Consider the following 25991-nt stretch of genomic DNA (forward strand, 5'->3'; position numbering starts at 1 on the left):
CGTGATGCCATATGTTCTCCAAAAGTCGATTTACTAGCTGTTTGCGCAGGCATGACTTACATGGGTAGTACCGTGCACGCTGCGTAACAAAGAGTAGGTTTAGGCTGTTTTGGTGGAACCTAGCGAGATTGATAGGTGAGGTTGGGGGAGTGCGGGGTAGGGTCTGAAAATGCCAGGCAGTTCTCAGACTGTCCCTCCATCGGACGTTGGCTGTCGGTATGACGCGTCCTGTGGCTGAGGGTCAAAGGTCGCATTGAAGTGAAATTTGATGGCTTCATAAGCTTGCTGAACTTCCTTCGCGACTTGTTGCGGTCTGATGGGTCTGGCTACATAAGGCGCTATGAAATTCATCAAGCTGTCCGCGCGAACTGGGCCTTGCGCAAAAAGAAGCACCTCACTGTCTTTCGCGATGAGATAGCTGGGAAACTGCTCGACCTCCAGCTCGCCGAGAAGGTCTGCATGTTGTTCGATGTCAACCCACAGGAGACGGACCTTGGATGAGAGCCGCGAGTCAACTGTGAGATTGGGGCGCATGTCTCTACAGATGTGGCACCACTCAGCACATAGGCAGGCAACCCAAAGGACACCGTCAAACTCGGGAGCGACGTCAAAGTCGTTGCGCTCACTGTTTCGCATGGTTGTCCGGCTACTTTGGTACCAAGAAGGTGGAGGGTTCTTCCACCTCATGCCGGTCGGCGATTTCGGGTAAGCCGACCACAAACCGGATAGGTAGGATTTGTCCCGTGTGCCGCATCGCTTCGACCGCCGGCATACGAACGTTGACCGTGACTTTGCTGGCCTGTGCAGGTCCCAGTTCAAGGCTGACGGGTCTTGTCAGATTCACCTGGTCCGATGGCAATACATTCACCACCAACCTTTTGTGATGGTCCGATGCGTTCATGAGCTGCAGCGTGTAGACGTTCTCCACCGCACCCAGTTCCACCAGGCGTGCCATCACCGAGCGGTCCCGTATGACGTTCATGCGCACCTCTGGCCTGGCGGAAAATGCGACGACGGTTCCTGTGATGACCAGCAACAGCAAACTGCCGTACACCCAAACACGTGTGCGCAAAACGCGCTGCAGCAACGGCTTCTGACCGTCGCTGGTGCCGTGCAGTTCACTCAGCGACGCCATCCGAATCAGACCTGTGGGTGCATGCACCTTGGTCATCACCTCGTCGCAGGCGTCTATGCACAGCCCGCACCCGATGCAAGCGGCCTGCAGCCCGTTGCGGATGTCTATGCCGGTGGGGCAGACTTGCACGCACAAGGTGCAATCGATGCAGTGGCCGTCCCTTGTATCCCTGTGGTCGTTGTCAACGGTGCCGCGCCTGGGTTCACCGCGCCGGTGGTCATATGCGACATTGAGCGTGCGCTCGTCCATCAAGGAGCCCTGGAAGCGTCCGTAAGGGCACATATGCAGGCAGACTTTCTCGCGCACGAGGCCTGCGTTCAGGTACGTGAACAAGCCGTAGAACAGCACCCAGAAAGTGGTCCAGTAACCAGCCTCCAGGTTCAGAACATCGGCGGTCAGGGGCCTGATGGCGGTGAAATAACCCACGAAGGTGAAGCCAGTCCATAGGCCAAAGACCATCCAGGCTGTGTGCTTACCACCACGGCGAAATAGCTTCTCGGGGCCCCAGGCGGCTTGGTCCAGGCGCTTGCGGTTCTGATGACTCCCTTCAAACCTGTTCTCTATCCACATGAAGATGGACGTGTAAACCGTTTGGGGGCAGGCGAAGCCACACCACACGCGGCCAACCACAGCCGTGGCAAAGAAAAGCAGCAAGGCGCTGACGACCAGGAGCGCGGCCAGATAGATGAGGTCTTGTGGGAACAGCACCGCGCCAAACAGGTAAAAGCGTTTGGCGTCCAGGTCAAACAGGACTGCTTGCCGTGCGTTCCAGGTCAGCCATGGGACGCCATAGAAGATGGCCTGGGTCAGCCAGACGAACGCCCAGCGCAAGCGCGCAAAGGCTCCATGGATTGACCGAGCGTGAATCTTCTCAACGGCAGTCCAGGATTCGGCGGGGAGGATGGGAATGACCTTGGGCATGAGGGTCTCCGGTGGGCTCATCGATGGGTGGTATTGCGCACGCCGTCACGAAAGCGCCGGTGAACTTCTAGAAGTTCGACCCAGAGTGGTGGGTCTCCCAGCCATTCGTCTGCACGCAGAAACACCTGGTTGAAGTGGACGTCGCCATGTGCGGCCACGTGCCAACGCAAGGGTCCGTCGCCGGGACGGGCCGAGACTCCGCTTTCCTCAGAACGCACCAACAAAACGCCTTTGACCTCGCCTGCGGTCTGTACGGGGATTAGCAGCGAATAGCCGAGCCATTGCAGGTTGGGCACGTCTTTGAGCTGGCCGTGAAACTTCCAGCCAAGGCCCTGGGTTTTGGCCTCCACGGGGGAACATGCCAGCGTAGAGGCACCGGCCAAGTTGCCTGCCAGCAGTTCGGGCAGGTGGAACTCCCTCAGTGCGATGTTTTCTGACCTGACCAAGGCCTCAATCACCAGGCGTTGCGACTGAAAAATCTGCAGGTCGGGGTCTTGCTGTCCCTGAAGCCACCGAATAGCTGCCTGGTCGGTGAACAAGTCTTCCAGGTTTCCGCCTTGGCCGCCCATGTGGCTGGGCACACCTACGCCCAGGAATCCACTGTCGACGACGGCTTCAAATCGCTCCAATGCGTTGGGCTGCGAATTGTGGGTGTTGTTGGGGGGGAGGGCGGTGTCTGCAGGCATGCGCCAATGGTGGCGTCTGCGCGTCTGATTGGCAGGATTCAGATGGTTTAAAAAACGACCGTATCAGATGCTCACTGTTACCTGGCTATTTGCCACCATCTGATATGCCCCAAACCAACAAACGTCTCGGATACTGCGTCAGATGAAGCGAGCGCTATCCATTTTTCTGGGCCTCCACGGCTTGGCTGTCCTCAAATGGCTGGGTGACGGCCTGTCTGGGTGGCTCAGTGTTCCCATCCCTGGGAGCTTCTGGGGATTTTTGTTGCTGTTGCTGGTGCTGTGTTTTGTGAAACAGTCACCCAAGGCGACTGCCGACGCGTCAGCCTTTTTGCTCAACCACCTGACACTGTTCTTGTTGCCGTCGCTTGTGGCTGCTGCGGTGGGTCTGCGGTTTGTGGCCGAAGCGGAGGGACTGTTGGTGGCGTCCGGTGTGCTGGTCACAATGTTCATGGCGGCTGGGTGCGGCTGGGTCATCTCTGCGTGGCCAGCAAGGCAAGGGAATGACCATGACGCTTGAAAAAACTGTGGCGTATGCACTTGCTCTGCTGTGTTACCTCTCCGCCCGGGAGGTGTTTCGTATCAGCGGGCGCCATGTGTTGGTGCTGCCGGTGTTCGTTGCCGTGTTGCTGGTGCTGATGGTGTGCGCCGCGTTGGGGCTGGATGCCACCGAATTTGCCAGTCGCACCCAAGAGCTGAGGTGGGCCATGGACCTGGCCGTCGTGGGCATGGCCGTGCCATTACACCAGGTCTGTCGGCGGCTCGGGTCTTCGCTGATGCCCATGCTTCTTGGGCTTCTGGTTGCTTCGGTGTTGTCCGTCACAAGCGTGCTGTTCATCGGATGGGGGCTGGGCATGCCCTGGGACATCACGGCGGCAGTGGCCCCCAAGGCGGCCACCATGCCTGTGGCGCTGTCGCTGGTGCCTGGCGACGCCATCCACCAGGCGTTGGCTGTGGCCTCCGTGTTCCTCACCGGGCTGTTTGGCGCCTTGCTGACACCGGTGGCGCTGCACCGGGTCGGTGTGTTCGACGAGCGCATCCATGCCTTCGCATTGGGGGTGAGCGCGCACGCTATCGGGTTGGTCCGCGCGCAGGCCCAGTACCCGGCGCACCTGGACCTGGCGGTTGCCGGCATGTGTGGGAACGCGCTGGTCACCGCGGCGCTGTGTTCCATGTTCCTTTTTTAAAACATGGATGCCTTCCGCCCGAGCGGCATACCATCCAGGCTGGCACTGGAGGTCCTTGAACACATGTCGTCCGGCACATTGACGCGCTACCAGCAACTGGCCGATGAACTGGCCGGCAACATCCGCACGGGCCTGCTCAGACCCGGCGACCGCTTGCCCTCGGTGCGCGAGCTGCGGCGTCAGCGTGGCGTGAGCCCCTCCACCATATTTCAGGCCTACGCGCAGCTGGAATCAGAGGGCTTGGTTGTGGCCCGTGAGCGCTCTGGCTACTTTGTCCGTGCACGACGCCAGCTGACCGGGCGCCCCCCGGAGGCCGCGCAACCCAGCGAACGCATCACCCCGGTGGCCATCAGCGAACTGGTGTTCGAGCTCTTGGGCTCCACCCGCGACGTGGACGTGGTTCCGCTCGGCTCGGCGTTTCCGGCACCCGAGTTGTTCCCGTTCGACGCCTTGGCACGGTGTGGCGCTCGGGCCATGCGGCGTTTGGGTCCGGCGCAGATATCAGGCGCGCTGACGGCCGGTGATGAATCGCTGCGTGCTCAGGTAGCGCGTCGCTACGCGCTCAACGGAGTGTCTTTGCAAGCGGACGAACTCATTGTGACCAACGGCGCGATGGAGGCCCTCAACCTCTGCCTGCAGGCGGTCACCCAGCCGGGCGATGTGGTGGTTGTCGAGTCCCCCACCTTTTACGCGGCATTGCAGGCCCTGGAGCGACTGCACCTCAAAGCGGTCGAGGTCGAGACCGACCCTGTGGACGGCGTGCGGCTGGATGCGCTTGAAGCACTGCTGAAGCGCCAGAAAGTGGCGGCCTGCTGGTTCATGCCCACGTTCCAGAACCCGCTGGGTGCCTTGATGTCCAACGCCAAGAAGCAGGAACTGGTTCAGCTGCTGGCGCGGCATGGCGTTCCGCTTATTGAAGACGACGTGTATGCCGAGCTGCACTTCGACGCTCGCAGGCCTCTGCCAGCCAAGGCATTTGACTTGGAGGGTATGGTGCTGCACTGCTCGTCGTTTTCCAAGTCATTGGCGCCCGGCTACAGGGTGGGCTGGGCGGCAGCCGGCCGCTTCACCCGGGACGTGGAGCGCTTGAAGATGATGACCTCACTGGCGTCGCCCATTCCGTCTCAGCTGGCCGTTGCCGAATACCTGGTGCAAGGCGGACTCGAGCGTCACCTGCGCCACCTGCGCAGCGCGCTCAAGAGCCAGCACACGGCTGCCCGTGCCATGATTGAGCGCTACTTTCCCAAGGGCACCCGCATGACCGAGCCCCAAGGGGGCTATTTCGTTTGGTTGGAGCTGCCCCAGGGGGTTGATGCCTTGGCCATCCATCACCAGGCCATGGTGCAATCCATCAGCACGGCACCCGGGGTGCTCTTTTCTGCCGACCGTCGATTTACCAGGCATCTGCGCCTGAATGTAGGGCACCCGGTGGGGCAGCAGGTCAAAGCGGCATTGAAGTTACTGGGGGCGATGGCTAACTTGCCGAATGTTGTCGGCGCAGAGTGACGCTAACAGTGGCTCTAGAGAGGTGGCCGTCTATCCGATGGGGGGTGTCTGGCTGCGCTCGGAAGACTGCTGGCGTGTCAGAAGGTGGGCGCCTGCTGGCTAATGCCCAACTTCCAGAACCCGCTGAGTGCCCGCATGCCACGCTGCGGCGTTTGGCCTCCGTGGACCTGGATCTGACTGGGCAGGTGAATGCCTAAGCCATAGGCCCCGACTATATCGGTGCAGTTGGTGCAGTTCGTGCAGTGGTGGACTTTGTGCGCGCAGCCTACCATTCATTGCAGGGACTATCAGTTATTGCGGTCACCTCTACGGACAAGAAAGGCGCATCAAAGATCGTTGTCCAGCTGTCTGGCCCTGTCACAACCGCGCGCAGCGATATAGATGTGATCGCGACAGAATATGGGATGGTGAGGCTGAAGGGACTGACCTTGCGGCAACGTGCGCAGGCTTTGATTGGTATCGCGACACGCTTATGCGAAAAGTGTGGGAAACGGGGCGAAATGGGGAATAGAAAAATAGCTCTAGGTTTCCATCAGATGCCGTGTCACCTGCGGCTTGGACGGACCAATGTGGAAGGCGCGTTTGCGTTCACGCAGACCGAGCTCCGCAGCGTTGCTGCGGTCAAAGCGCCTGAGGTGGTCGGCCCAGGACCCGTCCACGATGAGTTCGGTGAAACGGCCGGGTTGGTTGATGTCGTGCAGCAGATGCCACGCCAGTGCGCCATTGCGCAGTCGACTGCTGCGCCCTTCGTGTCGCATCAGGTGCTGGAAGGCGTCGGCATCGGCGGGCCGCACAAGGTATTCGATGGCCACTACCACGCGCCCGGGGCCAGGCACCACGGCGGCTTGTGGCAGGTCCAGCTTTTGACCTGAGCTAGATTCGTGAGTGACGGCCCTCTCGGGCATGAACCGGTTGCACCAGGACATGACAACAATGCCGGTCACAGATGCCACGGCCAGGCTGGTGTGCACGTTGGTCCAGGTGGCTACTTGCCCCCACACGGCGGCACCCGCAGCGCTGGCGCCCATGATGGACATTTGGTAGATGGCCATTCCACGGGCCCGAACCCAGTCCGGCAGTTCCATCTGTATGGACACGCTGAGGGTATTAGCCGTGGTGATCCACGCGCCGCCCACCACAAACATGGCCGCCAGGGCCTGCCACACGTGTTGTGCGCCGGCCAGTGTGGCCATGGCCAGCCCCATGACCACCGTGCCCCGGAGCACCAGTGCATCGCGTGGGTAGCGGCGCCGCAACGACGCCAGGACCAGGCTGGCGGCGATGGCGCCCGCCCCCATCGTAGCCATAAGCAGCGTGAAGGTGCCGGCGCCGCCGTCGTGCAGACCCCGTGCCAGCAGCGCCAGCAGGGCCATCAGGGCGGTGGAATGGAAGAAGAAGCTGAAGATGCGCAGCAGCACGCCCTTGAGGTGGTAGGACTGCGCAACGTGTTGCGCACCGATGCGCATGGCCATGCCCAAGCCTTCGTGCCCCAGCGGGTCCACCTGCACTTCGCGGCGCCAGCGGCCGATCAGCACCGCCGTGGCGAGCGACAGCACGGCATTGAGCAGAAACACCCAGGCGCTGCCTGCGGTTGAGATCAATGCGCCCGCCAGCAGCGGGCCAAACAGCCGCGAGGCGTTGGTGGAGATGCCGTTGAGCGCCAGCGCGGCTGGCAGCTGAGGCCTGGGCACGAGATCCGGCACTATGGCCGAGTACGCTGGCCAGCGCATGGCCAGGCCGACCCCATTGGCAAAGGTCAGCACCAGCAGCAACAGGGGCGACATGATGCCCAGAAAGCACAGCGTGCTGAGCGCGGCGGCCACCAGGGCGGCCCACAGCTGCGTGCCCAGGAAGTACCGTTTCCGATCCAACATGTCTGCCAGTGCCCCGCTGGGCAGGCCCAGCAGGAACACGGGAAGGGTGGCGGCGGTCTGCACCAGGGCCACCCACATTGGCGATGTGGTGAGCGACGTCATCACCCACGCCGCCGTGACATCGTTCATCCACATGCACACGCTGGCCACCACCCAGGCGCTCCAGAGCATGCGGAACGTTGGATGGCGCAGAGCCGAAATGGGCGATGACGGGTCCGAGGGCTGTGGCATAGGGACGCCCAGTATTTCCGGGGATGCGTCATTGGGGAAAGTGCGGATCGTGATGGACCTATATCCCGGACTGATGAATCACCAAGTCATGCGCGGCGGGGGGACATGCAAAATGGCGGTGGCATCACAACACGCTGGTGGCGGGTAACGTTGATATGGATATCAAACAGTTGAGGTATTTCGTGATGGTGGCGCAGGAGCTGAGTTTCAGCCGGGCCGCCACGCGGCTGCACATGTCGCAGCCCCCCCTTTCGCAGCAAATCAAGGCGCTTGAAGACGAAATGGGAGTAGAGCTGCTGGTGCGCAACCGGCGCGAGGTCAAGCTGACCGAAGCCGGCATCGTGTTTCTGCGCGAATGCCACTTGGTGCTCGACCAGTTGCGCACGGCCATCAACGCCACCGTGCACGCCAGCCGCGCCCACGTGGGCACCCTGCAGGTGGGCGTGGCCACTTCAGGGCTGTTCAGCGTGATGCCGGCCTTTCAGGAGCTCATGCGGGCCAGCTTCCCCGAGGTGGACGTGCGTGTCAGCGACATGCAGTCCAAGGACCAGGTGGCCGCTGTGCTGCAGGGGGCGCTGGACCTGGGCATCGTGCACACCTACCCGGACCGCTCTGGCGTATCCAGATGTGCGGTTTTCACCGACACCCTGTGTGCGGCCTTGCCGGCTCGGCACCCCTTGGCTTCTCGCGCCGATCTGAAGTTGTCGGACCTGATGCACGAGCCCATGGTGGCCTTGTTCCGCGAGCAGGCGCCCACGGTGTACGACACTATGATTGCCACCTGCACGCTGGCGGGTTTCAGTCCCGACATCCGGCACAGCGCGCGCAACGCCTTCACCATTTTCCAGATGGTGCAGATGGGTCTGGGTGTGGCACTGGTGCCCCGCTCGTACCACTTTAGTGGCTACCCCGGGGTGGTCTTTCACGACCTGCCGCCCGGCGAAGGCGGCAGCATCCACATCGAGGCCATCTGGCACCCACGGCACGCGTCGCAGCTGACCCAGACCGTTGCCAGCCAGTTGCTGCCGCAGCTGGCGGCACGGCTGCTCATGCCTCGGTCAGACTGACCCGGCCGTCCACCAGCTGTATCAGGGCCGGGTGGTAGTTCTGTGAAAACCCTGCGGCTTTGGTCTTGGCCAGCAGATCGTGGGTGTAGCTCGCGATGTGGGGCTCGAAGTCCACCTGCTGCGCCAGCGCCAGCGCCAGCGAGGCATCCTTGAGCGCGTAGTCCACCGGGAACACCTTTTCCGGGAAGGTGTCCGGGATCAGCGACTTCATGCCATGGTTGCGCAGCACAAAGCTGTCGGCCGATCCCCGGGACAATGCGTCGAACAACTCCTTGCCATCCATGCCCGAACGTCGCCCTATGGTCAACACCTCTGACAAGGCATTGACGGTCATGAACACCATGATGTTGTTTAGGATCTTGACGACCTGGCCACAACCGGTGCCACCACAATGCAGCACGTCGCTGCCCATGTGCGAGAGCAGGGGCTGGAGCGACTGGAACTGTTCGGCCGTGGCGCCCACGGTGATGAACAGCGTGCCCGAAACGGCAGCTTCTTTGGTGCGTGCCACCGGCGCGTCCACCAGTGCGATGCCAGCTGTCTTCAACTTGTCTGCCAGCGCCCGCGTCCGCGCCACATCGCTTGTGCTCATGTCCACGATCAGGCGCGGCTTGATCGGCGCCGCCATCAGGGCCGTGCACACCGTTTCTACCTGGGCGATGGAGGGCAACGAGAGGAAGACAATGTCGGCCTGTGCACCGAGCGCCTCCAGCGACGGTGCTGCAGATGCGCCTTGCCCGACCAGGCGAGCGATGGGTTCGTGTGCCTGGTCGAACACCCACACAGGCAGGCCCGACTTGCGCACGAGGTTGGCGCACATGGGTTCGCCCATGACGCCCAGGCCCACAAAGCCTATGGTTGATTTAGAAGTCATTTTCTGTCTTTCGTGTTGAGGTGGCGGTTCAATCTTCGACCTTGATCTTGGCGCTGCTCACCAGGTCCTTGTACATGTCCACCTCGCGCCGGATGAAGGATGTGAACTCGGTGGAGCTGGACGCCACCGGCTGGAAGAACATGGTGGCCAGCTTGTTCGCCACCGCCGGCGCGGCCATGGCGGTGCGCACCTCGTTGTTGACGCGTGCCACGATATCTGGCGGCGTGCCGGCCGGCGCCCAGACGCCGTACCAGCTGGGCATGTCAAAACCCGGGAAGCCACTTTCGGCCACGGTGGGCAAATCGGGCAATGCGGGCAGACGTTTGGCTGTGGTAACGGCCAGCGCCTTCAATCGCCCACCCTTGACCTGCGGGTAGGCCGAGGCCATGGGCTCGACCATGGCGGCCACGTGCATGCCGATCAGGTCGTTGAGCGCGGGCCCGCCACCCTTGTAGGGCACGATGGGCATGTTGACCTGGGCCTTGGCCTTGAGCAGTTCGGCCGCCAGGTGGCCGGCTGCACCATAGGCCGCTGTGGCCCACTGCACCTGCCCCGGCCGCTTGCGGGCATCGTCCAGCAAATCCTTCAAGGTGTTGTAGGGACTTTGGGCTGACACCAGCACCAGTTGGGGCAGGGCGCCGACGTAGGTGATGGGCGTGAAGTCCTTGTCCATGTCGTAGGTTGTTGCCGTCATGATCAACGGGTTGACTACCTGTAGCGAGGCATTGAGCATGATGGTGTAGCCGTCGGGCGCTGAGCGTTTGACGCCTTGCGCCCCCAGCACGCTGTTGGCGCCGGGGCGGTTCTCGATCACTACCGGTTGGCCCATCTGCTGTTGCAGCTGGGGGGCCAGCGCCCGCGCCACGGTATCCACTGACCCGCCGGGAGGAAAGGGGACCACCAGTTTGATGGCGCGGTTGGGATAGTCCTGTGCCCAGGCGCTGCCCATGGAGGTGGCCAGCGCGCAGACGGTGCCCAACATCATGGCTCGCCGGCCGACGGAGGTGTGGTGTATTGAACGCTTCATGTGTGTCTCCTGTCGTTGTTGGGGATCAGTTCTTGATCGCGAACGGGTCGCGCTCGGTATCAGAAAAATCGATCATCACGTTGCGTGTGGTCAGGTATTCGTGCAGCCCGACCTCGCCGCGTTCGCGGCCAATGCCTGACTCCTTGAATCCACCGAATGGTGCCTGCGCTGCCAGCGCGCGGTATGTGTTGACCCACACGCTGCCGGCCAACATGGCGCGGCTCACGCGCATCACACGTCCGATGTCGCGCGACCAGATGCCGGCCGCCAGGCCATAGCGGCTGTCGTTGGCCATCGTGATGGCTTCGGCTTCGGTGTCAAACGGGATGACGGCCAGCACTGGACCAAAAATTTCCTCTTGCGCCAGCTCACTTCGGTTGCTCACATCGGCAAACACCGTGGGCTGGACGAAGTAACCGCCGTCCAGCCCGGGGCCGGTGGCGCGCGCGCCGCCGGTGACCAGGCGGGCGCCCGCCTGCTTGGCATTCTCAATAGCTGCCAGGATGCGACGGAACTGCGGCTCGTTGGCCACGGTGCCCATCTCCGTCTGAGGGTCCAGCGGGTTGCCCAGCCGGATCTGGCTGGCGCGCACAGCCACGCGTTTGAGCACCTCGTCGTAAACGCCGCGCTGTACCAGCAGGCGCGAACCGGCCACGCAGGTCTGGCCGGTGGCGCCAAAAATGCCCGCCAGCGCACCGATCACCGCCTTGTTGATGTCGGCGTCGTCAAAGATGATGTTGGGCGATTTGCCGCCCAGCTCCAGTGTGACGGGCACCAGGCGGCGACCGGCGGCGGCGGCGATCTCGCGGCCCACCCCAGGGCTTCCGGTGAAACTAACTCGGGCCACGCCGGGTGCATCGACGAGCGCACGGCCGACCTGGGCGCCGCCCGTGACCACGTTGAACACGCCTGGCGGAAAACCCGCTTCCTCCACCAGGGCGGCGAATTCCAGCGTGGACACCGAGGCGTGCTCCGAGGGTTTGACCACCACACAGTTGCCGGCGGCCAGTGCCGGTGCCAGCTTGTTGGCCAGCAGCGACAGCGGCGAGTTCCAGGCAGTGATCAGCGCCACCACGCCGTAAGGTTCGTAGACCACGTAGTCCAGTGTGTCGGGTTGGTCCAGCGGCACTTGCTGGCCGTAGAGTTTGTCGGCATAACCTGCGAAGAAGCGCAGCTGGCGACCCACCCATTTCATTTGCGAATGGGTCTCGCGCACGATCTTGCCGTTGTCGGTGCTTTCGATGGTGGACATGCGCTCGGCCTGCGCCTCGATGAGGCCGGCCAGCTTGTTCATCAGCGCCGCGCGGGCCACGCCCGAGGTGTGGCGCCAGGTGTGTTCGTAGGCCTGCTGGGCCGCCGCCACAGCGGCAGCCACATCCGTGGCCCCGGCGTCGGGTATCTCCGCCCAGACTTCGCTGGTATAGGGGTTGACGCTCGGCATCATCTGGCCGCTGGCGGGCGCGACAAACTGGCCGTTGATGTACAGCAGGTGCTTCTTGATCACTGTGTCTCCTTGTTGTGTGTGCCTGACGGCAGTGGATGGCGAACCACATGCGCAACGCCCCAAAACTGTAGGGACGAAGACAGGCGCGGTCCAATATGAAAAACGTCTTTGAGCTATTCGGATTTCCTTGCCTCGTCCGAGGCCAGGTGTCAACCGGCGTGTCCCAGCCGCTTGGACAGGCGGCGCGCGGCGCGCAGCAAGGCCTGCGGCACCTCACCGTCCCAGTCGGGTTCCATGCGGTCGGCCGGGCAGGTGGTTGACAGGGCCAGAACCATCTGGCCCTTGGCGTCGAACACCGGCGCGCTGAAGGCGTTGACGGTGACGTGGTGGCGGTCGGAAGGTGCCTGCCCGATGGCGCGTGCCAGCCCGTGTTTCCTGGCCTCCGCCACGCGCGCGGCAAACTGGCCGTCGTCGGGCTGGCCGGCGTCACGGCGCGCGGCCAGTTCGTCTTTCACCGCTCTGGCCGTAGCTTCGTTGTGCATGAAGGCCGCGAACGCCACGCCGGTGGCCGACTGGGTGAGATTGACCACCACGCCAGTCTGCAGGTGGGGGCTGACCGGCATCTTCGAGGGCTCCCAGCGGACGATGGTGGGGCCCTGGTTGCCCCAGACTGCCAAGCCCAGCGTGCGTTGTCCGATCTCCTCGCAAATCTCCGCGATGGCGGCGCTGGCCAGTCGTACGGCTTCGATGGACGAAACGGTGGACAGTTCTTTGTCGGTGCCCACCTGCCCGCCCAGATCGTGGGCAAAGGTGACCATGTAGCGGCCCTGGCCAAAGGCCAGTGGGTTGCGCGAGGAGCGCTGGATGTGTTCCACCAGGCCGACAAAAATCGTGTGGTCGCCACCGGGGTAGGCGGCCACCTTGCGGCATTCGAGGTAAGCCGCCGTGCCGTCGATGATGGGCACACCGCCCAGGCCCTGCAACACGTCGATTCCGGCGAATTTGTCTATGCCCGACTTGGCGAACTGGTTGGCCACCGGAATCTGGTCGTCGGCCATGATGTTGACCACAAAACGTTCTGAGTCCTTGAAGGCCGCATGGCTGCTGGACTGGTTGGACTGGCTCCAGAGGATCAGCGGTGGATCGAGCGACACCGAACTGAAGGAATTGGCTGTCACGCCGTAGGCGTTGCCGCTGGTGTCCACGGTGGTCACCACCGTCACGCCGGTGGGGAAGGCGCCCAGCACCTGGCGCAGTTGTTTGCTGTCGAAGTTCATCATGGTGTCCGTTTGGTTAGGGCGTTCGGGCCTGTTCAATCGTTCCAGTGGGGGTGATCGGCCAGCTCGCGGCGGTGTGCGATCAGCTGGGCGATGGTGATGATGGCCAGCCCGTGGGCGTGGGCGAAGCGCAGCAGATCGGGCCGACGCGCCATTTCGCCGTCGGCCCTGACCAGCTCGCACAACACACCACCGGCTTTGCGTCCGGCGAGTTGCACTAGGTCGTGAGCGGCTTCGGTGTGGCCAGGGCGTTTCAGCACGCCACCGGCGCGGGCCCGCAGTGGGAACAGGTGGCCAGGGCGCACCAGGTCGCTCGCCTGGGTTTGGGGATCGGCCAATGCGCGGATAGTGGCAGCGCGGTCCGAGGCTGAAATGCCGGTGCTGATGCCCTCGCGCTTGTCCACGCTCACGGTAAACGCGGTCTGAAAGGACTCGGCGTTGTTCTGCACCATCAGAGGCAACTGCAGGCGGTCCAGCACATCGCCGGGCAAGGCCACACACAACAGGCCGCTGGTGTGGCGAACCATGAAGGCGATCGCTTCGGGTGTCACGGCATCGGCCGCGATGATGAGGTCGCCCTCGTTCTCGCGGGACTCGTCGTCGACCACCACCACAAATTCACCGCGTGCCACAGCGGCAATGGCGCTTTCCACGCTGTCGAACGGCCAGTCGATCAGGGTGTGCGTTTCGTGTTCCATGGTTGTCGAGAGTTGCATGGCAGACCCCTGTTTTGAAGATGGCCTAAGTGTAGGAACGGGGCATACACATTCACAAATCGCCAGCGTCAATGGAGCTATACGCGCCAGCAATGAATGCGGCCAATCACCTATTTATTGGTCTGGCCTATAGGTTCATCACAGTCTAGAAATTGCGGTGCTGGGGGCTTGAACGAATACTTCCTCACAGCCGCCACAGGGCGTGCCCACCCCATTTCCAAGGAAGACAAGACCATGTCGACAACACCCCGTCAGATGACACTCATCGCCTTCATGCAGGCGCAGAATTGCACCAACTACGCCGGCTCGTGGCGGCATCCGTCGAGCATGACGGACTACCTCACGCCCCAGTACTACCAGCGCATTGCGCGCACGCTGGAAGAAGGCAAGTTCGATATGTGCTTCTTCGACGACCGCCTGGCCATCCCCGACATCTACGGCAACGACCACCGCGACACGGTCAAGTACGGCGTGCGAGCCTTCAAGCTGGAGCCGACTTCGGTGCTGATGGCCATGGCCATGGCCACCTCGCGTCTGGGCCTGGGCGCGACCTACTCCACCACCTACTACGAGCCCTTTCACGTGGCCCGCCTCTACGCCACGCTGGACCTCATGACCCAGGGCCGCGTGGCCTGGAACGTGGTGACCTCGATGAACGACTCCGAGGCCGCCAACTTCGGCCACGAAGACCACCTGGAGCACGACCTGCGCTACGACCGCGCCGACGAGTTCATGGAAGTGGTCATGGGCCATTGGGACACCTGGGCCGACGACGCCATCATCGCGGACAAGGTCGAGGAAATCTTCGCTGACCCCGACAAGGTGCGCCGGCTGGACCATGTGGGCAAGTTTTTCAGATCGCGTGGCCCGTTGCCGGTACCGCGCTCACCCCAGGGCCACCCTGTGATCCTGCAGGCTGGCCAGAGCGGCCGGGGACTGGCTTTTGCCTCGCGCTGGGCCGAGCTGGTGTTTGCCAAGTACCCCACGTTGGACAACGGGCGCAAGCAATACAAGACGCTCAAGGATGGTGTGGCCAACGCCGGACGCGATCCGGCCAGCGTGCGCATCGCACCGGAGCTGAAGATCATCGTCGGTGAAACCGAGAGCATCGCCAAGGAAAAACGCGACCTGATCGCCAGTCTGTCGCGCCCTATCGACGGCCTGACCATGATGGGCGAGACGCTCAACATCGACTTCTCTGGCCGGCCCTACGAGCAGCCTTTCACCGACGAGGAGCTGGCCGCCATGTCCTGGCAAAGCCTGCGCGACAAGGTGGTGCAGATCAGCGGCAAGAAGAACCCCTCGGTGCGCGATTTTGTCGAGGCCTCGGGCCGTGGCACGCTGGACGACGGCCCGTGTTTTGTGGGCACCGCGTCCCAGGTGGCGGACCAGATGCAGGAATGGTTCGAGACCGCGTGCGACGGCTTCGTGTTGTCCGGCACGACCGTGCCCGGCACCTACGAAGACATCGTGCGTCTGGTGGTGCCCGAGTTGCAGAAACGTGGCCTGTTCCGCAAGGAATACCCGGGCACCACGTTGCGCGATACCCTGGGTGTGCGCCGTCCGCTGGCGGGTGACTGGCGCCGGGGCGCGTGATGGCGGGTGACAGCATGAACAAGACCACCGAAGTGCGGATGATGTCCGCCAGCGGCATCCTAGGCTACGGTTTCCCTGAGGCCTCGCTGGAGGCCGCGCTAGCGCGCAAGCCCCACATGATTGGCGTCGATGGCGGCAGTTCCGACCCCGGCCCCCACTACCTGGGTTCGGGCAAGACGCTGAACTCCCGCCTGGCCATGAAACGCGACCTCTCGCTGCTGCTGCGCGGCGCGATCAAGAACGGCATCCCCATGATGGTAGGTACCTGTGGTGGCGCCGGTGGCGCCCCCCACCTGCAGGCCTGCGCCGACATCATCCGCGAGGTGGCGCGCGAACACGGGCTGAGCTTCAATATGGCGCTGATCCACGCCGAGCAGGACAAGGGTTTTCTGCTGGAACAACTGGTGGCCGGCAAGATACGCGCCCTGGGCAACGCACCGGCCCTGCAGGCGCAGGACATCGAAGGCGCCGAGCGCATCGTCGGCATGATGGGTCCCGAGCCCTACCGGCAGGCACTGGCCGCTGGCGCGCAGGTGATCCTGGGCGGGCGTGGCACCGACCCCGCGCCCTGGGTGGCCCTGGCCATGCACCACGGCCTACCGGCGGCGCCCGCCTGGTACGCGGGCAAGATGCTGGAATGCGCCTGCAACGCCGCCATTCCCAAAAAGCACGATTGCCTGCTGGTGACGGTGGGCGAGGACTTCGTGCAGGCCGAGCCGCTCAACCCCGAGTTGCGCTGCACGCCCATGTCGGTGGCAGTTCAAGCTTTGCACGAAAACGCCAGCCCCATCGTCCGCTACGAACCGGGTGGTGTGGTGCACAGCGGCGAGTGCAGCATCACTGCGGTGAACGACCGTGTGGTGCGCATCACCGGCATGGCCTGGGAGCCCGCGCCCTACACCATCAAGCTTGAAGGCGCGCGGCGCGTGGGCTACAGCGCCTTCACCATCGCCGCCACACGCGACCCCGGCCTGATTGGGCAGATCGACAGCTTCCTCGATTTTGTGCGCGCTTCCACCGCCACCAAGGTGGGTGCCCTGGGCCTGTCGCCCGACGACTACCAGCTGGTGCTGCGGGTCTACGGGCACGACGGAGTGATGGGCTCCTGGGAGCCCACGCAGGGGGTGGTGCCGGTGGAGGTGTCGCTGATCGCCGAGGTGGTGGCCCGCACGCAGGAGATCGCCAACGCCGCGCTGTCGCTGGCGCGGGTGACGTTGCTGCATTCCGACTTCCCTGGCCGCATGTGCCGCGAGGGCAACATGGCCTTTCCCTTCTCACCCTCCGACATCGAGCGCGGGGCCATCTACGAGTTCATGTTGCAGCACGTGGTCGAGATCGACGACCCGCTGCGCATGTTCCCCATCGAGTACGAAGAAGTTGGAGTGCACGCATGACCCGCCTCAAAGACATCGCCAAGGCCTGCAAGAGCAAGAACGCCGGCCCCTTCCACGTCACGCTGGACATCATGTTCGACGATGAAAAGTTGTTCGAGCGGGTGCGCGCCACCGGAGTCATCCGGCCCGAGCTGATTGCGCAGCTCTATCACGTGCCTGTGGCACAAGTTCTGTTTACCGAGTACCCGCCTGCTCTGGCTTGGAAGGCCACCCTCCCGCGCCGCATCCCGTCGGGAGCCGTGGGTGACAGCGACGTCTACGGGGCGCAGCAACATGCTCCTTTGCTGGACATCGACGTTCCGATCTAATCTCCCGCCAACATGACACCAACGACCTCTCTTCCCGCCATGGACAACATCGCCGAACAGCTGGCCAACTTCGCGGTGGACCTGCGCGGCACCGAGCTGCCCGCTCCCGTCTGGAGCAAGTCTGTGCACCACATCGTCGATGCCATCGGCCTGGCATTCGCGTCGCACCACTTTCCATTTGCCGCGCCGGGCCTGGCCGGCATTGCCGCCGCTGGTGCCACGGGCGATGCCAGCGTGGTGGGTAGCGCCGTGCGGCTGTCCGCGCGTGACGCCGCCATGGCCAACGGCTACCTCATGCACGGCCTGGACTTCGACGACACCCACCCGGCCAGCATCGTGCACCCCACGGTGGCCTGCCTGCCGGCGGCTCTGGCCCTGGCGGAAACGCTGGACCTGAGCTGGGGCGATCTGATTGCGGCCTATGTGGCCGGCATGGAGACCTGCATACGCCTGGGGCAGTCCGTCAGCGGGGGTTTCCACCACGCGGGCTTCCATGCCACCGGGCTGCTGTCCCATTTCAGCGCCGCCGTGGTGGCGGGCAAGCTGCTGGGCCTGTCTGCCGATGGCATCGTGGGCGCCCAGGGCATCGCCGCCAGCACGGCGTCGGGGGTGCAGGTGTTTCTGGAAAACGGCGCCTGGACCAAACGCCTGCACCCGGGTTGGGGCGCCATGGCCGGTATCACGGCCGCGCACCTGGTGCGCGGCGGGTTTGCGGCGCCGCGTCGGCCTTACGAGGGACGCTTCGGTTTCTTCGAGACCCACATGCAGGCGCACCTCGCGGACGTGGACTTCGGGTCCATCGCCCAGGGCCTGGGCCAGCGCTGGGCATTGCTTGACACCGCCGTCAAGCCCTACCCGGTGTGCCACTTCATCCATGGTGCCGCCGAGGCGGCCCTGCAACTGCATGCGGCACTGGGGCCGTCGGCCCGCATTGCCCGCATCACCTGCGAGCTGCCAGCGGCCACGCTGCCCATCGTGGCTGAACCAGCTGCGGCCAAGGCCGTTCCGCGTTCGGACTACGAGGGCAAGTTCAGCGCGCCTTTTGTGGTGGCGGCCTGTCTGCTCAAGGGCCGTTTCGGCCTGGCCGAGCTGGACGACACGAGCCTGACCGATCCGGCCACACTGGCCCTGGCACAGCGCATCACCTGCGTGGCCGAGGTGGACTCGCCTTTCCCGTTGCACTTCTCGGGCGCGGTCACGGTGGAGCTCGAGTCGGGCGAGGTCCACAGCCGGCGTGTGCCGGTCAACCTGGGCAGTGGCGAACGCGCGCTCACCCGCGACGACATCGTCAGCAAGTTCCACGGAACGGCGGGCGTGGTCTTGCCTGCCGAGCGGGCCAACCAGGTGCTGCAGGTTTTGTTGTCTGCCGCGCCCGCCACACCGGTCCGGGCCATCACTGCGGTGCTGCGCGCCTAACCCGCCCCCGGTGCCTGTGAATGGCCACCGCCACCCGGCGGTGGCCGTTTGTTTGGTATATCCTCAGCGACCACTTTTCAGTCGTTCTCCCATGGTCCCCGCCGGCTGGGGGAATGTGTTCATGGGTTTGTATCGGGGGCATATTGAACAGACACCCGCAGTTGCGTTTTCACCTGCCAGAACTTGAGACCTTTCTGGTGGTGCTGGAGGAGGGCAGTTTCAGCCGCGCTGCCGAGCGTCTGTGTGTGTCGCAGCCGTCCGTATCGAGCCGCGTCAAGCGCCTGGAGGACGTGTTGCGGGTGCAGCTCATCAAGCGCACCACCCGCAGCGTCCATGCCACCGAAGACGGTGAGCTCCTGCGCTCTGCCGCTCAGGAGGCGTTGGCGGGCCTGTACGGCGTGTTGCGCCAGTTCCGTGACCGCTCCGAGGCCGCCCGCAACCGGGTGGTGGTGGCCGCCACGCCCATGGTGGCCGCCACCTTCTTGCCGGCCATCATCCACGCCTACGGAGAACGTTTCCCCGACGTTCAGGTGGTGCTGCGCGACATGCCCTTTGAGACCCTGCTCAAGACCATTGGCGACGGCATGGCCGACATCGGCGTGACCGCGGTGGACGGCGACTACGACAACCTGGAGTTCCAGCCGCTGGCCGAGGAGCCGGTGGTGCTGGTGGTACCGGCCAAGCATCCGCTGGCCGACAAGACTCGGGTGACGCTGGAGATGATCCTGCCCTACCGCATGATTTTCCTGGACCGATACACCAACCTGCGCGAACGCTTGGCCGGTGAGTTCGCACGCTTTGGCGCCACGCTGGAGGCCTCCACTGCCTCCACCCTGCCCACCCTTATGGGCATGATCGACACCGGCAGCTGTGTCGCCTTCCTGCCGCGCTCCATGGCGCAGATCAACGCGCGCGAATCGCGTGCCATTGTCGAGCTGGCCGACTTCCGCGCGCTGCGCAGCTACGGGAGCATCGTGGCCCGCCGCGTGGTGCCCACTGCCGCGGTGCAGAGCTTCCGCGAACACCTGCACACCGCCTTCGCTCCTCTGGTCTGAGCGACCCCTTGCCTGACCGCTCGCGCCACCGGCGTGAGCCTTGCTGAGCGCGGCCACCCCGCGCTTATTCATCGCTGCAATAAATGCATATGGATTGTTGATTTCCTTCAGCGATGCCTCCGAGAAAGAATCCGCTGCCCCCTCAATGGTCCGCAGTTCAGCGGCACAACTTTCTCTGGAGACAACATGACTCGATTCACTCGCAATGCATTGGCCGCTGTGCTGGTGGGCGGCTTCGCTTTGCAGGCCGCTGCACAGGAAACCCTCAAGATCGGTGCCCTTGTCACCTTGTCCGGCCCGGGTGCTGCCTGGGGCCAGGCCATGAAGAACGCGGCCGAGCTGGCGGCCGACAAGGTCAATGGCGCCGGTGGTCTGGAGGTGGCCGGCAAGAAGTACAAGGTCGAGATCGTGGCCTACGACGACAAATACCAGGCCGGTGAGGCCGTGACCGTCGCCAACCGCCTGGTGTTCGAGGACAAGGTCAAGTTCATCATCGGCCCCACCGGCTCGGCACCCGCACTGGCGGTGCAGCCCATCACCGAAAAGAACCAGGTGCTGACAGTCACCCTGGGCTTCACCAACAAGGCGTTGGCGGCCGACAAGCCCTTCAGTTTCCGTCCGGTCATCACCACGCTGGAGTTTGCCGAACCGCAGATCGCCTGGTTGGTGAAGTCCTTTGGTGTCAAGAAGTCGGGGGGCCTGTTCCCCAACGACGAATCCGGCCAGGTCATCGCGCGCGACCTGGAGGCGGCCTATCGCAAGGCCGGTGGCGAGATGGTGGCCAAGGAATTCTTCGAGCGTGACCGTGTGGACTTCGTGCCGCTGCTGACCCGCATGCTGGCGCGTGGCATCGACACCATCGAGCTCGACGGCAATGCCCCCGGCACGGCCGGCTTGATCGCCAAACAGGCGCGCGAACTGGGCTTCAAGGGCAAGGTGGTGCGCACCGGTGGCCCCGCCACGGCCGAGATCATCGGCGTGGCCGGCAAGGAAGCCAGCGAAGGGATGATGGTGCACGCGGTGATCGATGCCGCCCAGCCATCCACCCGAGCCTACATGGACGCCTACCAGGCCAAGTACAAGGTGGCACCCAACGGCTTCAGCCCTTCCTTCTACGACTTCACCCACATGCTGTTCGAGGCCATGCGCCGTTCCGGCTCGGTCGCCGACACCACCAAGGTCCGCCTGGAGCTGGAGAAGCTCAAGGACTTCGACGGCGCGCTGGGCAAGCTCAACTGGACCGGCAAGACTAGCTACGGCGTGGACCACCAGCTGGCGGTGCCCTTCTACATCGCCGAGATCAAGAACGGTGTCGAGGTCATCCGCGCGCGCTGCACCGTGGCCGACGGTTGCAAGTGAGCCCACGCAATGGACTGGCAACTCCTGATCGGGCAGGCGACCGTCAACGGACTGGTCGTCGGCCTGCTGTACCTGCTGATGGCGGTGGGTTTCACCTTGGTGTTCGGCGTGATGCGGATGGTGAATTTCGCCCACGGTGAGTTCTACATGCTGGGCGCGTTCGCGGCCTACACACTGGTGGTCCACCTGGGCCTGCCATTCCTGCTCGCGGTCGCGCTCAGCGTGGTGTTGGCCATCGCCTTCGGCAGCGTGGTGGAATGGCTCATCCTCAAGCCCTTCCGCAAGGACGAGCTCAACGGCATGATCGTCACCATCGGTTTGGCCATGATTCTGCAGAACGTGGCCTTGATGGTGTTCGGGCCCGATCCGGTCTCGATGCCCTCCATCGCCACCGGCGCCACTACCGTGCTGGGCGTCACGGTGGCGAACTCGCGCCTGTACGTGGTGGTGTTCGCCATCGCGGTGCTGCTGCTGCTCTACGCCTTTCTGCGCCACTCGCCGGTGGGGCGCGGCCTGCGCGCCGTGGTGGAGGATGCCGACATCGCCGCCCTCCAAGGCGTGCGCTCGCGCCTCTACTACCCGCTGGGTTTTGGCATCGGCATCGGGCTGGCAGCCATTGCCGGGGCGCTGATGGCCCCGCTGTTCTCTGTCTCGCCCTTCATGGGCCAGACGCCGCTGCTCAAGGCCTTCATGGTCGTGATCCTGGGTGGCCTGGGCAGCATTCCAGGCGCTGCCATCGCCGGCCTGTGCCTGGGCCTGCTGGAGAGCTATTCGTCGCTGTTCCTGAGCAGCAGCACGGCGGACATGCTGATTTTTATTCTGGTGGTGGTGGGCATGCTTGCCTTCCCGCGCGGCCTGATCGGCCGAGGAGAGGCCTGAAATGACAACTCAACTGGTTCAAGCTGCGCCGGTGTCGCCGGGTGTTTCGTCCGCACGCCGCAACCCCTGGCTGGTGGCCGGTGGCATCGCTGCCGTGGCATTGGTGGCCTGGCCGTGGACGGCCGGGCAGTTCGTGCTGCACCTGGCCATCCTGGCCTGCATCAACGTCGTCATCGTCAATGGCCTGTCCCTGATCGACCGAAGTGGACAGCTTTCCTTCGGCCACTCGGCGCCGGTGGCGCTGGGCGCCTACGGCTCGGTGATGCTGGCCTCCATGGCGGGCATGGGCGTCATCTGGTCCGCCGGTCTGGCCCTGGGGATGGTGGCGCTGGTGGCCGGCTTGCTCGGCTGGGTGATCCTGCGGCTCAAGGGTGTCTACTTTGTCCTGGTGACCTTTGCCTTTGCCGAGTTGGTGCGCCTGGCCCTGCTGGATGCGGTGTCGTTCACGGGCGGCGCCAACGGCATCGCGGCCATACCGCCACTGCAGATCGGTGACTGGACGTTTGATACGCGCGAGCGTTTTTATGCACTGGCCCTCACGTTGGCATTGGCCTCGGTGGCGTTGCTGGTGTGGTTGTTCAAACGCCCCTTGGGGCAGGCCATGGACGCGGTCGCTGCCAACCCCGCGCTGGCTGAATCCACTGGCCTGAACGTGCTGCGCATCCAGATCGTGGCTTACGCGGCCGGCTCGGTGCTGGCGGGCTTGGGGGGTGTGCTGATTGCGCGCTACATCGGCTTCATTTCGCCCGAGTCCTTCAACACCAGCGCCTCGGTGGCTTTTATCACCATGCTGGTCATTGGCGGGCGAAAGTCGCTGTATGGCCCGGTGCTCGGCGCCCTGGTGCTCACGCCCCTGCCGGAGCTGTTCCGGGGTGCGGTGCAGACGCAGCACATGTTTTACGGCGCCGCCCTCATCCTCATCCTGCGTTTCCTGCCCGGTGGCATCGCCAGCGTGCTCAAGTTCAAACGCCAGCCCGGGAGTCCCACATGAACGTCTTGCTTGAAGTCAAGTGCCTGGCCAAACACTTCGGCGGCCTTGCAGCCGTCAAGGATTTGAGTTTCTCTGTTGGCAAAGGCCAAATCATGGGTCTGATCGGGCCCAACGGTGCCGGCAAGACCACCGCCTTCAACACCATCAGCGGGGTTTTGCCGCCCACCAAGGGGCAGGTGCGTTTTGCCGGTGCCGACATCACCGGGCAGCGACCCAGCGCCATCGTGGCCCAGGGGCTGGTGCGCACCTTCCAGTCCACCACCACCTACGCCGACGAGACGGTGGAAAAGAACATCGAGCACGCGCTGTTGTCGCGCATACAAGGCTCGGTACCTCAGCGGCTGATGCAGCGCCGCTCGCACTTGCTGCCACGCGATCAGGTGGCCGCCGAAGTGGACCGTGTCATCGCCATCGTGGGCATGCAGGCCTGGCGCCACACGGTGGCCGGCACTCTGGCTTATGGGCTGCAGAAGAAGTTGGGCATCGCCATCGGCCTGGCGGCCCGACCATCCATGCTGCTGATGGACGAACCGGCGGCCGGACTCAACCACGAGGAGTGCAACGAGCTGACACGCCTGTTGCGCTTGCTGCGCGACGAACACGGCATGACCATCCTGCTGGTCGAACACCATATGGCCATCGTCATGGAGGTGTGCGAACGCATCGTGGTGCTGGTGCACGGAGAAAAGATTGCTGAAGGCACGCCGGAAGAGTTGCGTGTCAACCCGGCCGTGGTTGAAGCCTACCTGGGAGCGCCTGAATATGCCCATGCTTGAAGTCGAGAAACTCAGTGTTCACTACCGCCAATTGGAGGCCGTGCGTTCGGTGGGCTTCCGGGTCCACAAGGGCGAGCTGGTTGCCCTGATCGGCTCCAACGGTGCCGGCAAAAGCAGCACGCTCAAGGCGATAGCCGGCCTGGTGCCCAGCAGCGCGGGCGTGATCCGGGTCGATGGCCAGGAAGTGCAGCGCCTCGCACCCGAGCAGCGCGTGTTGCGCGGTGTGGCGCTGTCGCCGGAAGGACGGCGCCTGTTTGGCCGCATGACGGTGCTGGAGAATCTGCTGATCGGTGCCCACACAGTGAAGTCGCATCACGAACGCGAACAGACCCTGAAGCAGATCTACGAGCTGTTTCCGCGTGTGCACGAGCGTCGGTCGCAGTTGGCGGGCTCGCTGTCGGGCGGCGAGCAGCAGATGGTTGCGATTGGCCGCGCGCTGATGGTGCGGCCCCGCTTGCTGATGCTGGACGAACCTTCTCTGGGCATTGCGCCCAAGGTGGTGGCCGAAATCGCTGACGCGATCCGTCGTCTCAACCAGCAGGGCATGTCCATTGTGCTGGTGGAACAGAACGCACGGCTGGCGCTGCGCTTGGCCCACAACGCCTATGCGCTGGAGCACGGCGAGGTGGTCAAATCTGGCAAGGGCGAGGAGTTGCTGGACGATCCCTTCGTGCGCAAGGCCTATTTGGGGGTATGAGCATGGGCACTACCTCAGCCGATACGCCGCTGTTGCAAATCGCGCATCAGCAGCCCGACGCTGCTTGGTTGCGCGCGAGTGTAGAAGACGCGCTGGACCCCGAACTGCCCATCATCGATCCGCACCACCATTTTTCTGAGCACTGGGGAGGCTACCTACCGGACGACTTGCTGGCCGATGGCCAGGGCCATCACTTCGTTGCCACGGTGTATGTGCAATGCGGCTGGCAGCACTGGTCGGATGGCCCTGATGCCATGCGCCCAGTGGGCGAAATAGAGGCGGTGGTGGCGGTCACGCGCGAGGCCAACCTGCGGCAGCAAAAGACCCACGTGGCCGCCGGCATCGTTGGGTATGCAGATCTGCGCCAGGGCGCTGCCATCGACGAAGTGCTGGCCGCCCAGGTGGCTGCTGGGGACGGGCGTTTCCGGGGCATACGCAACAGCGGTGCCTACCATCCCAGCTTCAAGCACGGCGTATTGCCCCGGCCCATGCCCGGCCTGTACCGGGACGCAGCCTTCCGTGAAGGTTACGCACAACTCGCGCGCCATGGCCTTAGCTTCGATGCCTGGATCTACCACCCGCAGATGGCCGAAGTCTACGAACTGGCTTGCGCCTTTCCTGAAACCTCGCTGGTGCTTGACCACATCGGTGGCGTGCTGGGCGTGGCCGAGTACGCCGGGCAGTCCGCGCGGGCGCAAGCGGAGTGGCGGCCCTGGCTGCGCCGCCTGGCCACGTGCCCCAATGTGTTCGTCAAGCTCGGGGGGCTAGGTACGGCGGTGTTCGGGTACGGCTTCGCAGCGCGTCCCGAGCCGCCGACCTCGACACAACTGGCTGATGCCTGGCGCCCGTGGATGGAGCCGGTGCTGGAGCATTTCGGCGCCGAGCGCTGCATGTTCGAGAGCAACTTTCCGGTCGACCGTAGCGCGGCCGGTTATGGCGTGGTGTGGAATGCGTATAAGCGCATTGCTGCTGGAGCACGCGAGGAACAGAAGCACTTGCTATTCCATGACACTGCGGCTCAGGTGTATCGCATTTCCTCACAGGAGAATCGAAAAAAGTAGCCTGTCGTGACAAGTGCTACGACCCGTATGCGGTCCTAAACTGGTGCGAGGAGATAGAGGTCTATGACTTCAAAATTTCCTGTTCTCGGAGCGGGCTGGCGTCCTTGTCAGTGTTCCACGATTTTCAATATGTTGAATTTGTATTTAACATAACGAATATTCCTGGAATATTTAGGTTGGGCCGGCTTGCCGCGACAACCCACGCAACCTCGCCGTAGCACTGGTCGCCGTGGCTCAGATGCAGCGGTTGGTAAATTTGCTGCAGACCGAAGCGAACCTTATTCAGGCGGACAGGATAACCAGATGATCGGTGGTCGCAGATGCCGCCTTCGCGATCTTGACCTTGTGCGTCTTACGCGCGATCCACAGGTCATAGTCGGTCTGCATGCGAAGCCAGGTCGTAGCATCGCCACCCAGCCAATCGGCCAAACGCAAAGCCATCTCCGAGCTGATGGCCGCATGCTCGTTCAGCACGCGAGAGAACGCCGTGCGCGACACCTTGAGCTGAGCAGCTGCC

At 63.6% G+C, this 25991-nt stretch carries 25 protein-coding genes and 1 pseudogene; 16 read left to right on the forward strand and 10 right to left on the reverse strand.

The annotated features are described in order from the left end of the window. Positions 1-183 precede the first annotated feature (183 nt). Genes AAHB17_RS20190 through AAHB17_RS20200 form a run of 3 tightly spaced genes read right to left on the reverse strand, consistent with a single transcriptional unit; the run spans position 184 to position 2742 of the window. Positions 184-687: a thioredoxin family protein gene (locus AAHB17_RS20190; protein ID WP_342132666.1), complete on the reverse strand. Its 504-nt coding sequence runs from the start codon at positions 685-687 to the stop codon at positions 184-186. After that, the gene (gene ccoG, locus AAHB17_RS20195; protein ID WP_342132667.1) at positions 647-2056 is read right to left on the reverse strand and encodes a cytochrome c oxidase accessory protein CcoG; all 1410 of its coding nucleotides are present in this window, start codon (positions 2054-2056) and stop codon (positions 647-649) included. Before ccoG ends, AAHB17_RS20190 begins: the two co-directional genes overlap by 41 nt. Positions 2057-2073: 17 nt before the next feature. Then, positions 2074-2742, reverse strand: coding sequence for a hypothetical protein (locus tag AAHB17_RS20200; RefSeq protein WP_342132668.1), 669 nt, complete (start codon positions 2740-2742; stop codon positions 2074-2076). Between the two features lie 142 nt (positions 2743-2884). Here AAHB17_RS20200 and AAHB17_RS20205 point away from each other — a divergent pair, with 142 nt between their 5' ends. From AAHB17_RS20205 to AAHB17_RS24785, 4 genes and pseudogenes are all read left to right on the forward strand, one after another. Further along, the gene (locus AAHB17_RS20205; protein WP_342132669.1) at positions 2885-3259 is read left to right on the forward strand and encodes a CidA/LrgA family protein; all 375 of its coding nucleotides are present in this window, start codon (positions 2885-2887) and stop codon (positions 3257-3259) included. Continuing rightward, the gene (locus tag AAHB17_RS20210; protein WP_342132670.1) at positions 3249-3926 is read left to right on the forward strand and encodes an LrgB family protein; all 678 of its coding nucleotides are present in this window, start codon (positions 3249-3251) and stop codon (positions 3924-3926) included. Before AAHB17_RS20205 ends, AAHB17_RS20210 begins: the two co-directional genes overlap by 11 nt. 63 nt (positions 3927-3989) lie before the next feature. Then, positions 3990-5432, forward strand: a complete 1443-nt coding sequence (locus AAHB17_RS20215) for an aminotransferase-like domain-containing protein (protein ID WP_342132692.1) — start codon at positions 3990-3992, stop codon at positions 5430-5432. Between the two features lie 254 nt (positions 5433-5686). Further along, positions 5687-5884 (forward strand): annotated as a pseudogene (locus tag AAHB17_RS24785) (acetyl-CoA hydrolase/transferase C-terminal domain-containing protein); the annotation flags it as partial. 69 nt (positions 5885-5953) lie between these two features. Here the strand turns inward: AAHB17_RS24785 and AAHB17_RS20220 are convergent. Further along, a complete protein-coding gene (locus AAHB17_RS20220) occupies positions 5954-7537 on the reverse strand; it encodes an MFS transporter (RefSeq protein ID WP_342132671.1) in 1584 nt (527 codons plus the stop codon). 155 nt (positions 7538-7692) lie between these two features. On the opposite strand from AAHB17_RS20220, the gene AAHB17_RS20225 reads away from it, so the two are divergent. Next, on the forward strand, positions 7693-8604 hold the full coding sequence (locus tag AAHB17_RS20225; protein WP_342132672.1) for a LysR family transcriptional regulator: 912 nt from the start codon (positions 7693-7695) through the stop codon (positions 8602-8604). Here the strand turns inward: AAHB17_RS20225 and AAHB17_RS20230 are convergent. From AAHB17_RS20230 to ribB, 5 genes are all read right to left on the reverse strand, one after another. Then, positions 8585-9511: an NAD(P)-dependent oxidoreductase gene (locus AAHB17_RS20230; RefSeq protein WP_342132694.1), complete on the reverse strand. Its 927-nt coding sequence runs from the start codon at positions 9509-9511 to the stop codon at positions 8585-8587. The genes AAHB17_RS20225 and AAHB17_RS20230 overlap by 20 nt on opposite strands. After that, entirely contained in the window at positions 9507-10505 is a 999-nt protein-coding gene (locus tag AAHB17_RS20235; protein ID WP_342132673.1) for a Bug family tripartite tricarboxylate transporter substrate binding protein, read from the reverse strand. The genes AAHB17_RS20230 and AAHB17_RS20235 overlap by 5 nt, the downstream gene beginning before the upstream one ends. A gap of 25 nt (positions 10506-10530) precedes the next feature. Further along, positions 10531-12009 carry an aldehyde dehydrogenase gene (locus tag AAHB17_RS20240; RefSeq protein ID WP_342132674.1) on the reverse strand — a complete coding sequence of 493 codons (1479 nt, stop codon included), beginning with the start codon at positions 12007-12009 and terminating at the stop codon, positions 10531-10533. Between the two features lie 149 nt (positions 12010-12158). Further along, the gene (locus AAHB17_RS20245; protein ID WP_342132676.1) at positions 12159-13226 is read right to left on the reverse strand and encodes a flavin reductase; all 1068 of its coding nucleotides are present in this window, start codon (positions 13224-13226) and stop codon (positions 12159-12161) included. 35 nt (positions 13227-13261) lie between these two features. Beyond that, positions 13262-13942: a 3,4-dihydroxy-2-butanone-4-phosphate synthase gene (gene ribB / locus AAHB17_RS20250; protein WP_342132677.1), complete on the reverse strand. Its 681-nt coding sequence runs from the start codon at positions 13940-13942 to the stop codon at positions 13262-13264. A 234-nt stretch (positions 13943-14176) separates the two neighbouring features. Between ribB and AAHB17_RS20255 the strand changes: the two genes are divergently transcribed. The 11 genes from AAHB17_RS20255 (at position 14177) to AAHB17_RS20305 (ending at position 25474) form a co-directional block, all read left to right on the forward strand. Beyond that, positions 14177-15538, forward strand: a complete 1362-nt coding sequence (locus AAHB17_RS20255; RefSeq protein ID WP_342132679.1) for an LLM class flavin-dependent oxidoreductase — start codon at positions 14177-14179, stop codon at positions 15536-15538. A gap of 14 nt (positions 15539-15552) precedes the next feature. Continuing rightward, positions 15553-16932 carry an acyclic terpene utilization AtuA family protein gene (locus AAHB17_RS20260; protein WP_342132680.1) on the forward strand — a complete coding sequence of 460 codons (1380 nt, stop codon included), beginning with the start codon at positions 15553-15555 and terminating at the stop codon, positions 16930-16932. After that, positions 16929-17240 carry a DUF4387 domain-containing protein gene (locus AAHB17_RS20265; protein WP_342132681.1) on the forward strand — a complete coding sequence of 104 codons (312 nt, stop codon included), beginning with the start codon at positions 16929-16931 and terminating at the stop codon, positions 17238-17240. The genes AAHB17_RS20260 and AAHB17_RS20265 overlap by 4 nt, the downstream gene beginning before the upstream one ends. Before the next feature lie 39 nt (positions 17241-17279). Next, positions 17280-18656, forward strand: a complete 1377-nt coding sequence (locus AAHB17_RS20270) for an MmgE/PrpD family protein (protein ID WP_342132682.1) — start codon at positions 17280-17282, stop codon at positions 18654-18656. Positions 18657-18799: 143 nt separating this feature from the next. Beyond that, on the forward strand, positions 18800-19711 hold the full coding sequence (locus AAHB17_RS20275) for a LysR family transcriptional regulator (RefSeq protein WP_342132683.1): 912 nt from the start codon (positions 18800-18802) through the stop codon (positions 19709-19711). 186 nt (positions 19712-19897) lie between these two features. Then, entirely contained in the window at positions 19898-21070 is a 1173-nt protein-coding gene (locus AAHB17_RS20280; RefSeq protein WP_342132684.1) for an ABC transporter substrate-binding protein, read from the forward strand. Positions 21071-21079: 9 nt separating this feature from the next. After that, entirely contained in the window at positions 21080-21949 is an 870-nt protein-coding gene (locus tag AAHB17_RS20285) for a branched-chain amino acid ABC transporter permease (protein ID WP_342132685.1), read from the forward strand. Position 21950: 1 nt separating this feature from the next. Continuing rightward, entirely contained in the window at positions 21951-22940 is a 990-nt protein-coding gene (locus tag AAHB17_RS20290; protein ID WP_342132686.1) for a branched-chain amino acid ABC transporter permease, read from the forward strand. Next, positions 22937-23716 (forward strand): ABC transporter ATP-binding protein, encoded by a 780-nt coding sequence (locus tag AAHB17_RS20295; protein ID WP_342132688.1) that lies wholly within the window; start codon positions 22937-22939, stop codon positions 23714-23716. Before AAHB17_RS20290 ends, AAHB17_RS20295 begins: the two co-directional genes overlap by 4 nt. After that, positions 23703-24413 carry an ABC transporter ATP-binding protein gene (locus tag AAHB17_RS20300; protein WP_446719633.1) on the forward strand — a complete coding sequence of 237 codons (711 nt, stop codon included), beginning with the start codon at positions 23703-23705 and terminating at the stop codon, positions 24411-24413. Before AAHB17_RS20295 ends, AAHB17_RS20300 begins: the two co-directional genes overlap by 14 nt. Next, complete coding sequence (locus AAHB17_RS20305; RefSeq protein WP_342132690.1) at positions 24410-25474, forward strand: amidohydrolase family protein; 1065 nt, start codon at positions 24410-24412, stop codon at positions 25472-25474. Before AAHB17_RS20300 ends, AAHB17_RS20305 begins: the two co-directional genes overlap by 4 nt. A gap of 282 nt (positions 25475-25756) precedes the next feature. Here AAHB17_RS20305 and AAHB17_RS20310 read toward each other — a convergent pair. Then, a partial coding sequence (locus AAHB17_RS20310; protein WP_342132691.1) for a HigA family addiction module antitoxin occupies positions 25757-25991 on the reverse strand: 235 nt, incomplete at its 5' end.

The organism is Hydrogenophaga sp. OTU3427 (assembly GCF_038440225.1).
GTDB lineage: Bacteria > Pseudomonadota > Gammaproteobacteria > Burkholderiales > Burkholderiaceae_C > Hydrogenophaga.

Bases quoted from the DNA above. Each gene is read 5' to 3' on its own strand.
- AAHB17_RS20245 (WP_342132676.1), bottom strand. From the start codon at position 13,226: ATGAACTTCGACAGCAAACAACTGCGCCAGGTGCTGGGCGCCTTCCCC.
- ribB (WP_342132677.1), bottom strand. From the start codon at position 13,942: ATGCAACTCTCGACAACCATGGAACACGAAACGCACACCCTGATCGAC.
- AAHB17_RS20190 (WP_342132666.1), bottom strand. From the start codon at position 687: ATGAGGTGGAAGAACCCTCCACCTTCTTGGTACCAAAGTAGCCGGACA.
- AAHB17_RS20285 (WP_342132685.1), top strand. From the start codon at position 21,080: ATGGACTGGCAACTCCTGATCGGGCAGGCGACCGTCAACGGACTGGTC.
- AAHB17_RS20290 (WP_342132686.1), top strand. From the start codon at position 21,951: ATGACAACTCAACTGGTTCAAGCTGCGCCGGTGTCGCCGGGTGTTTCG.
- AAHB17_RS20200 (WP_342132668.1), bottom strand. From the start codon at position 2,742: ATGCCTGCAGACACCGCCCTCCCCCCCAACAACACCCACAATTCGCAG.
- AAHB17_RS20265 (WP_342132681.1), top strand. From the start codon at position 16,929: ATGACCCGCCTCAAAGACATCGCCAAGGCCTGCAAGAGCAAGAACGCC.
- AAHB17_RS20215 (WP_342132692.1), top strand. From the start codon at position 3,990: ATGTCGTCCGGCACATTGACGCGCTACCAGCAACTGGCCGATGAACTG.
- AAHB17_RS20305 (WP_342132690.1), top strand. From the start codon at position 24,410: ATGAGCATGGGCACTACCTCAGCCGATACGCCGCTGTTGCAAATCGCG.
- ccoG (WP_342132667.1), bottom strand. From the start codon at position 2,056: ATGCCCAAGGTCATTCCCATCCTCCCCGCCGAATCCTGGACTGCCGTT.
- AAHB17_RS20260 (WP_342132680.1), top strand. From the start codon at position 15,553: ATGAACAAGACCACCGAAGTGCGGATGATGTCCGCCAGCGGCATCCTA.
- AAHB17_RS20225 (WP_342132672.1), top strand. From the start codon at position 7,693: ATGGATATCAAACAGTTGAGGTATTTCGTGATGGTGGCGCAGGAGCTG.
- AAHB17_RS20210 (WP_342132670.1), top strand. From the start codon at position 3,249: ATGACGCTTGAAAAAACTGTGGCGTATGCACTTGCTCTGCTGTGTTAC.
- AAHB17_RS20295 (WP_342132688.1), top strand. From the start codon at position 22,937: ATGAACGTCTTGCTTGAAGTCAAGTGCCTGGCCAAACACTTCGGCGGC.
- AAHB17_RS20255 (WP_342132679.1), top strand. From the start codon at position 14,177: ATGTCGACAACACCCCGTCAGATGACACTCATCGCCTTCATGCAGGCG.
- AAHB17_RS20235 (WP_342132673.1), bottom strand. From the start codon at position 10,505: ATGAAGCGTTCAATACACCACACCTCCGTCGGCCGGCGAGCCATGATG.
- AAHB17_RS20205 (WP_342132669.1), top strand. From the start codon at position 2,885: ATGAAGCGAGCGCTATCCATTTTTCTGGGCCTCCACGGCTTGGCTGTC.
- AAHB17_RS20220 (WP_342132671.1), bottom strand. From the start codon at position 7,537: ATGCCACAGCCCTCGGACCCGTCATCGCCCATTTCGGCTCTGCGCCAT.
- AAHB17_RS20280 (WP_342132684.1), top strand. From the start codon at position 19,898: ATGACTCGATTCACTCGCAATGCATTGGCCGCTGTGCTGGTGGGCGGC.
- AAHB17_RS20300 (WP_446719633.1), top strand. From the start codon at position 23,703: ATGCCCATGCTTGAAGTCGAGAAACTCAGTGTTCACTACCGCCAATTG.
- AAHB17_RS20270 (WP_342132682.1), top strand. From the start codon at position 17,280: ATGGACAACATCGCCGAACAGCTGGCCAACTTCGCGGTGGACCTGCGC.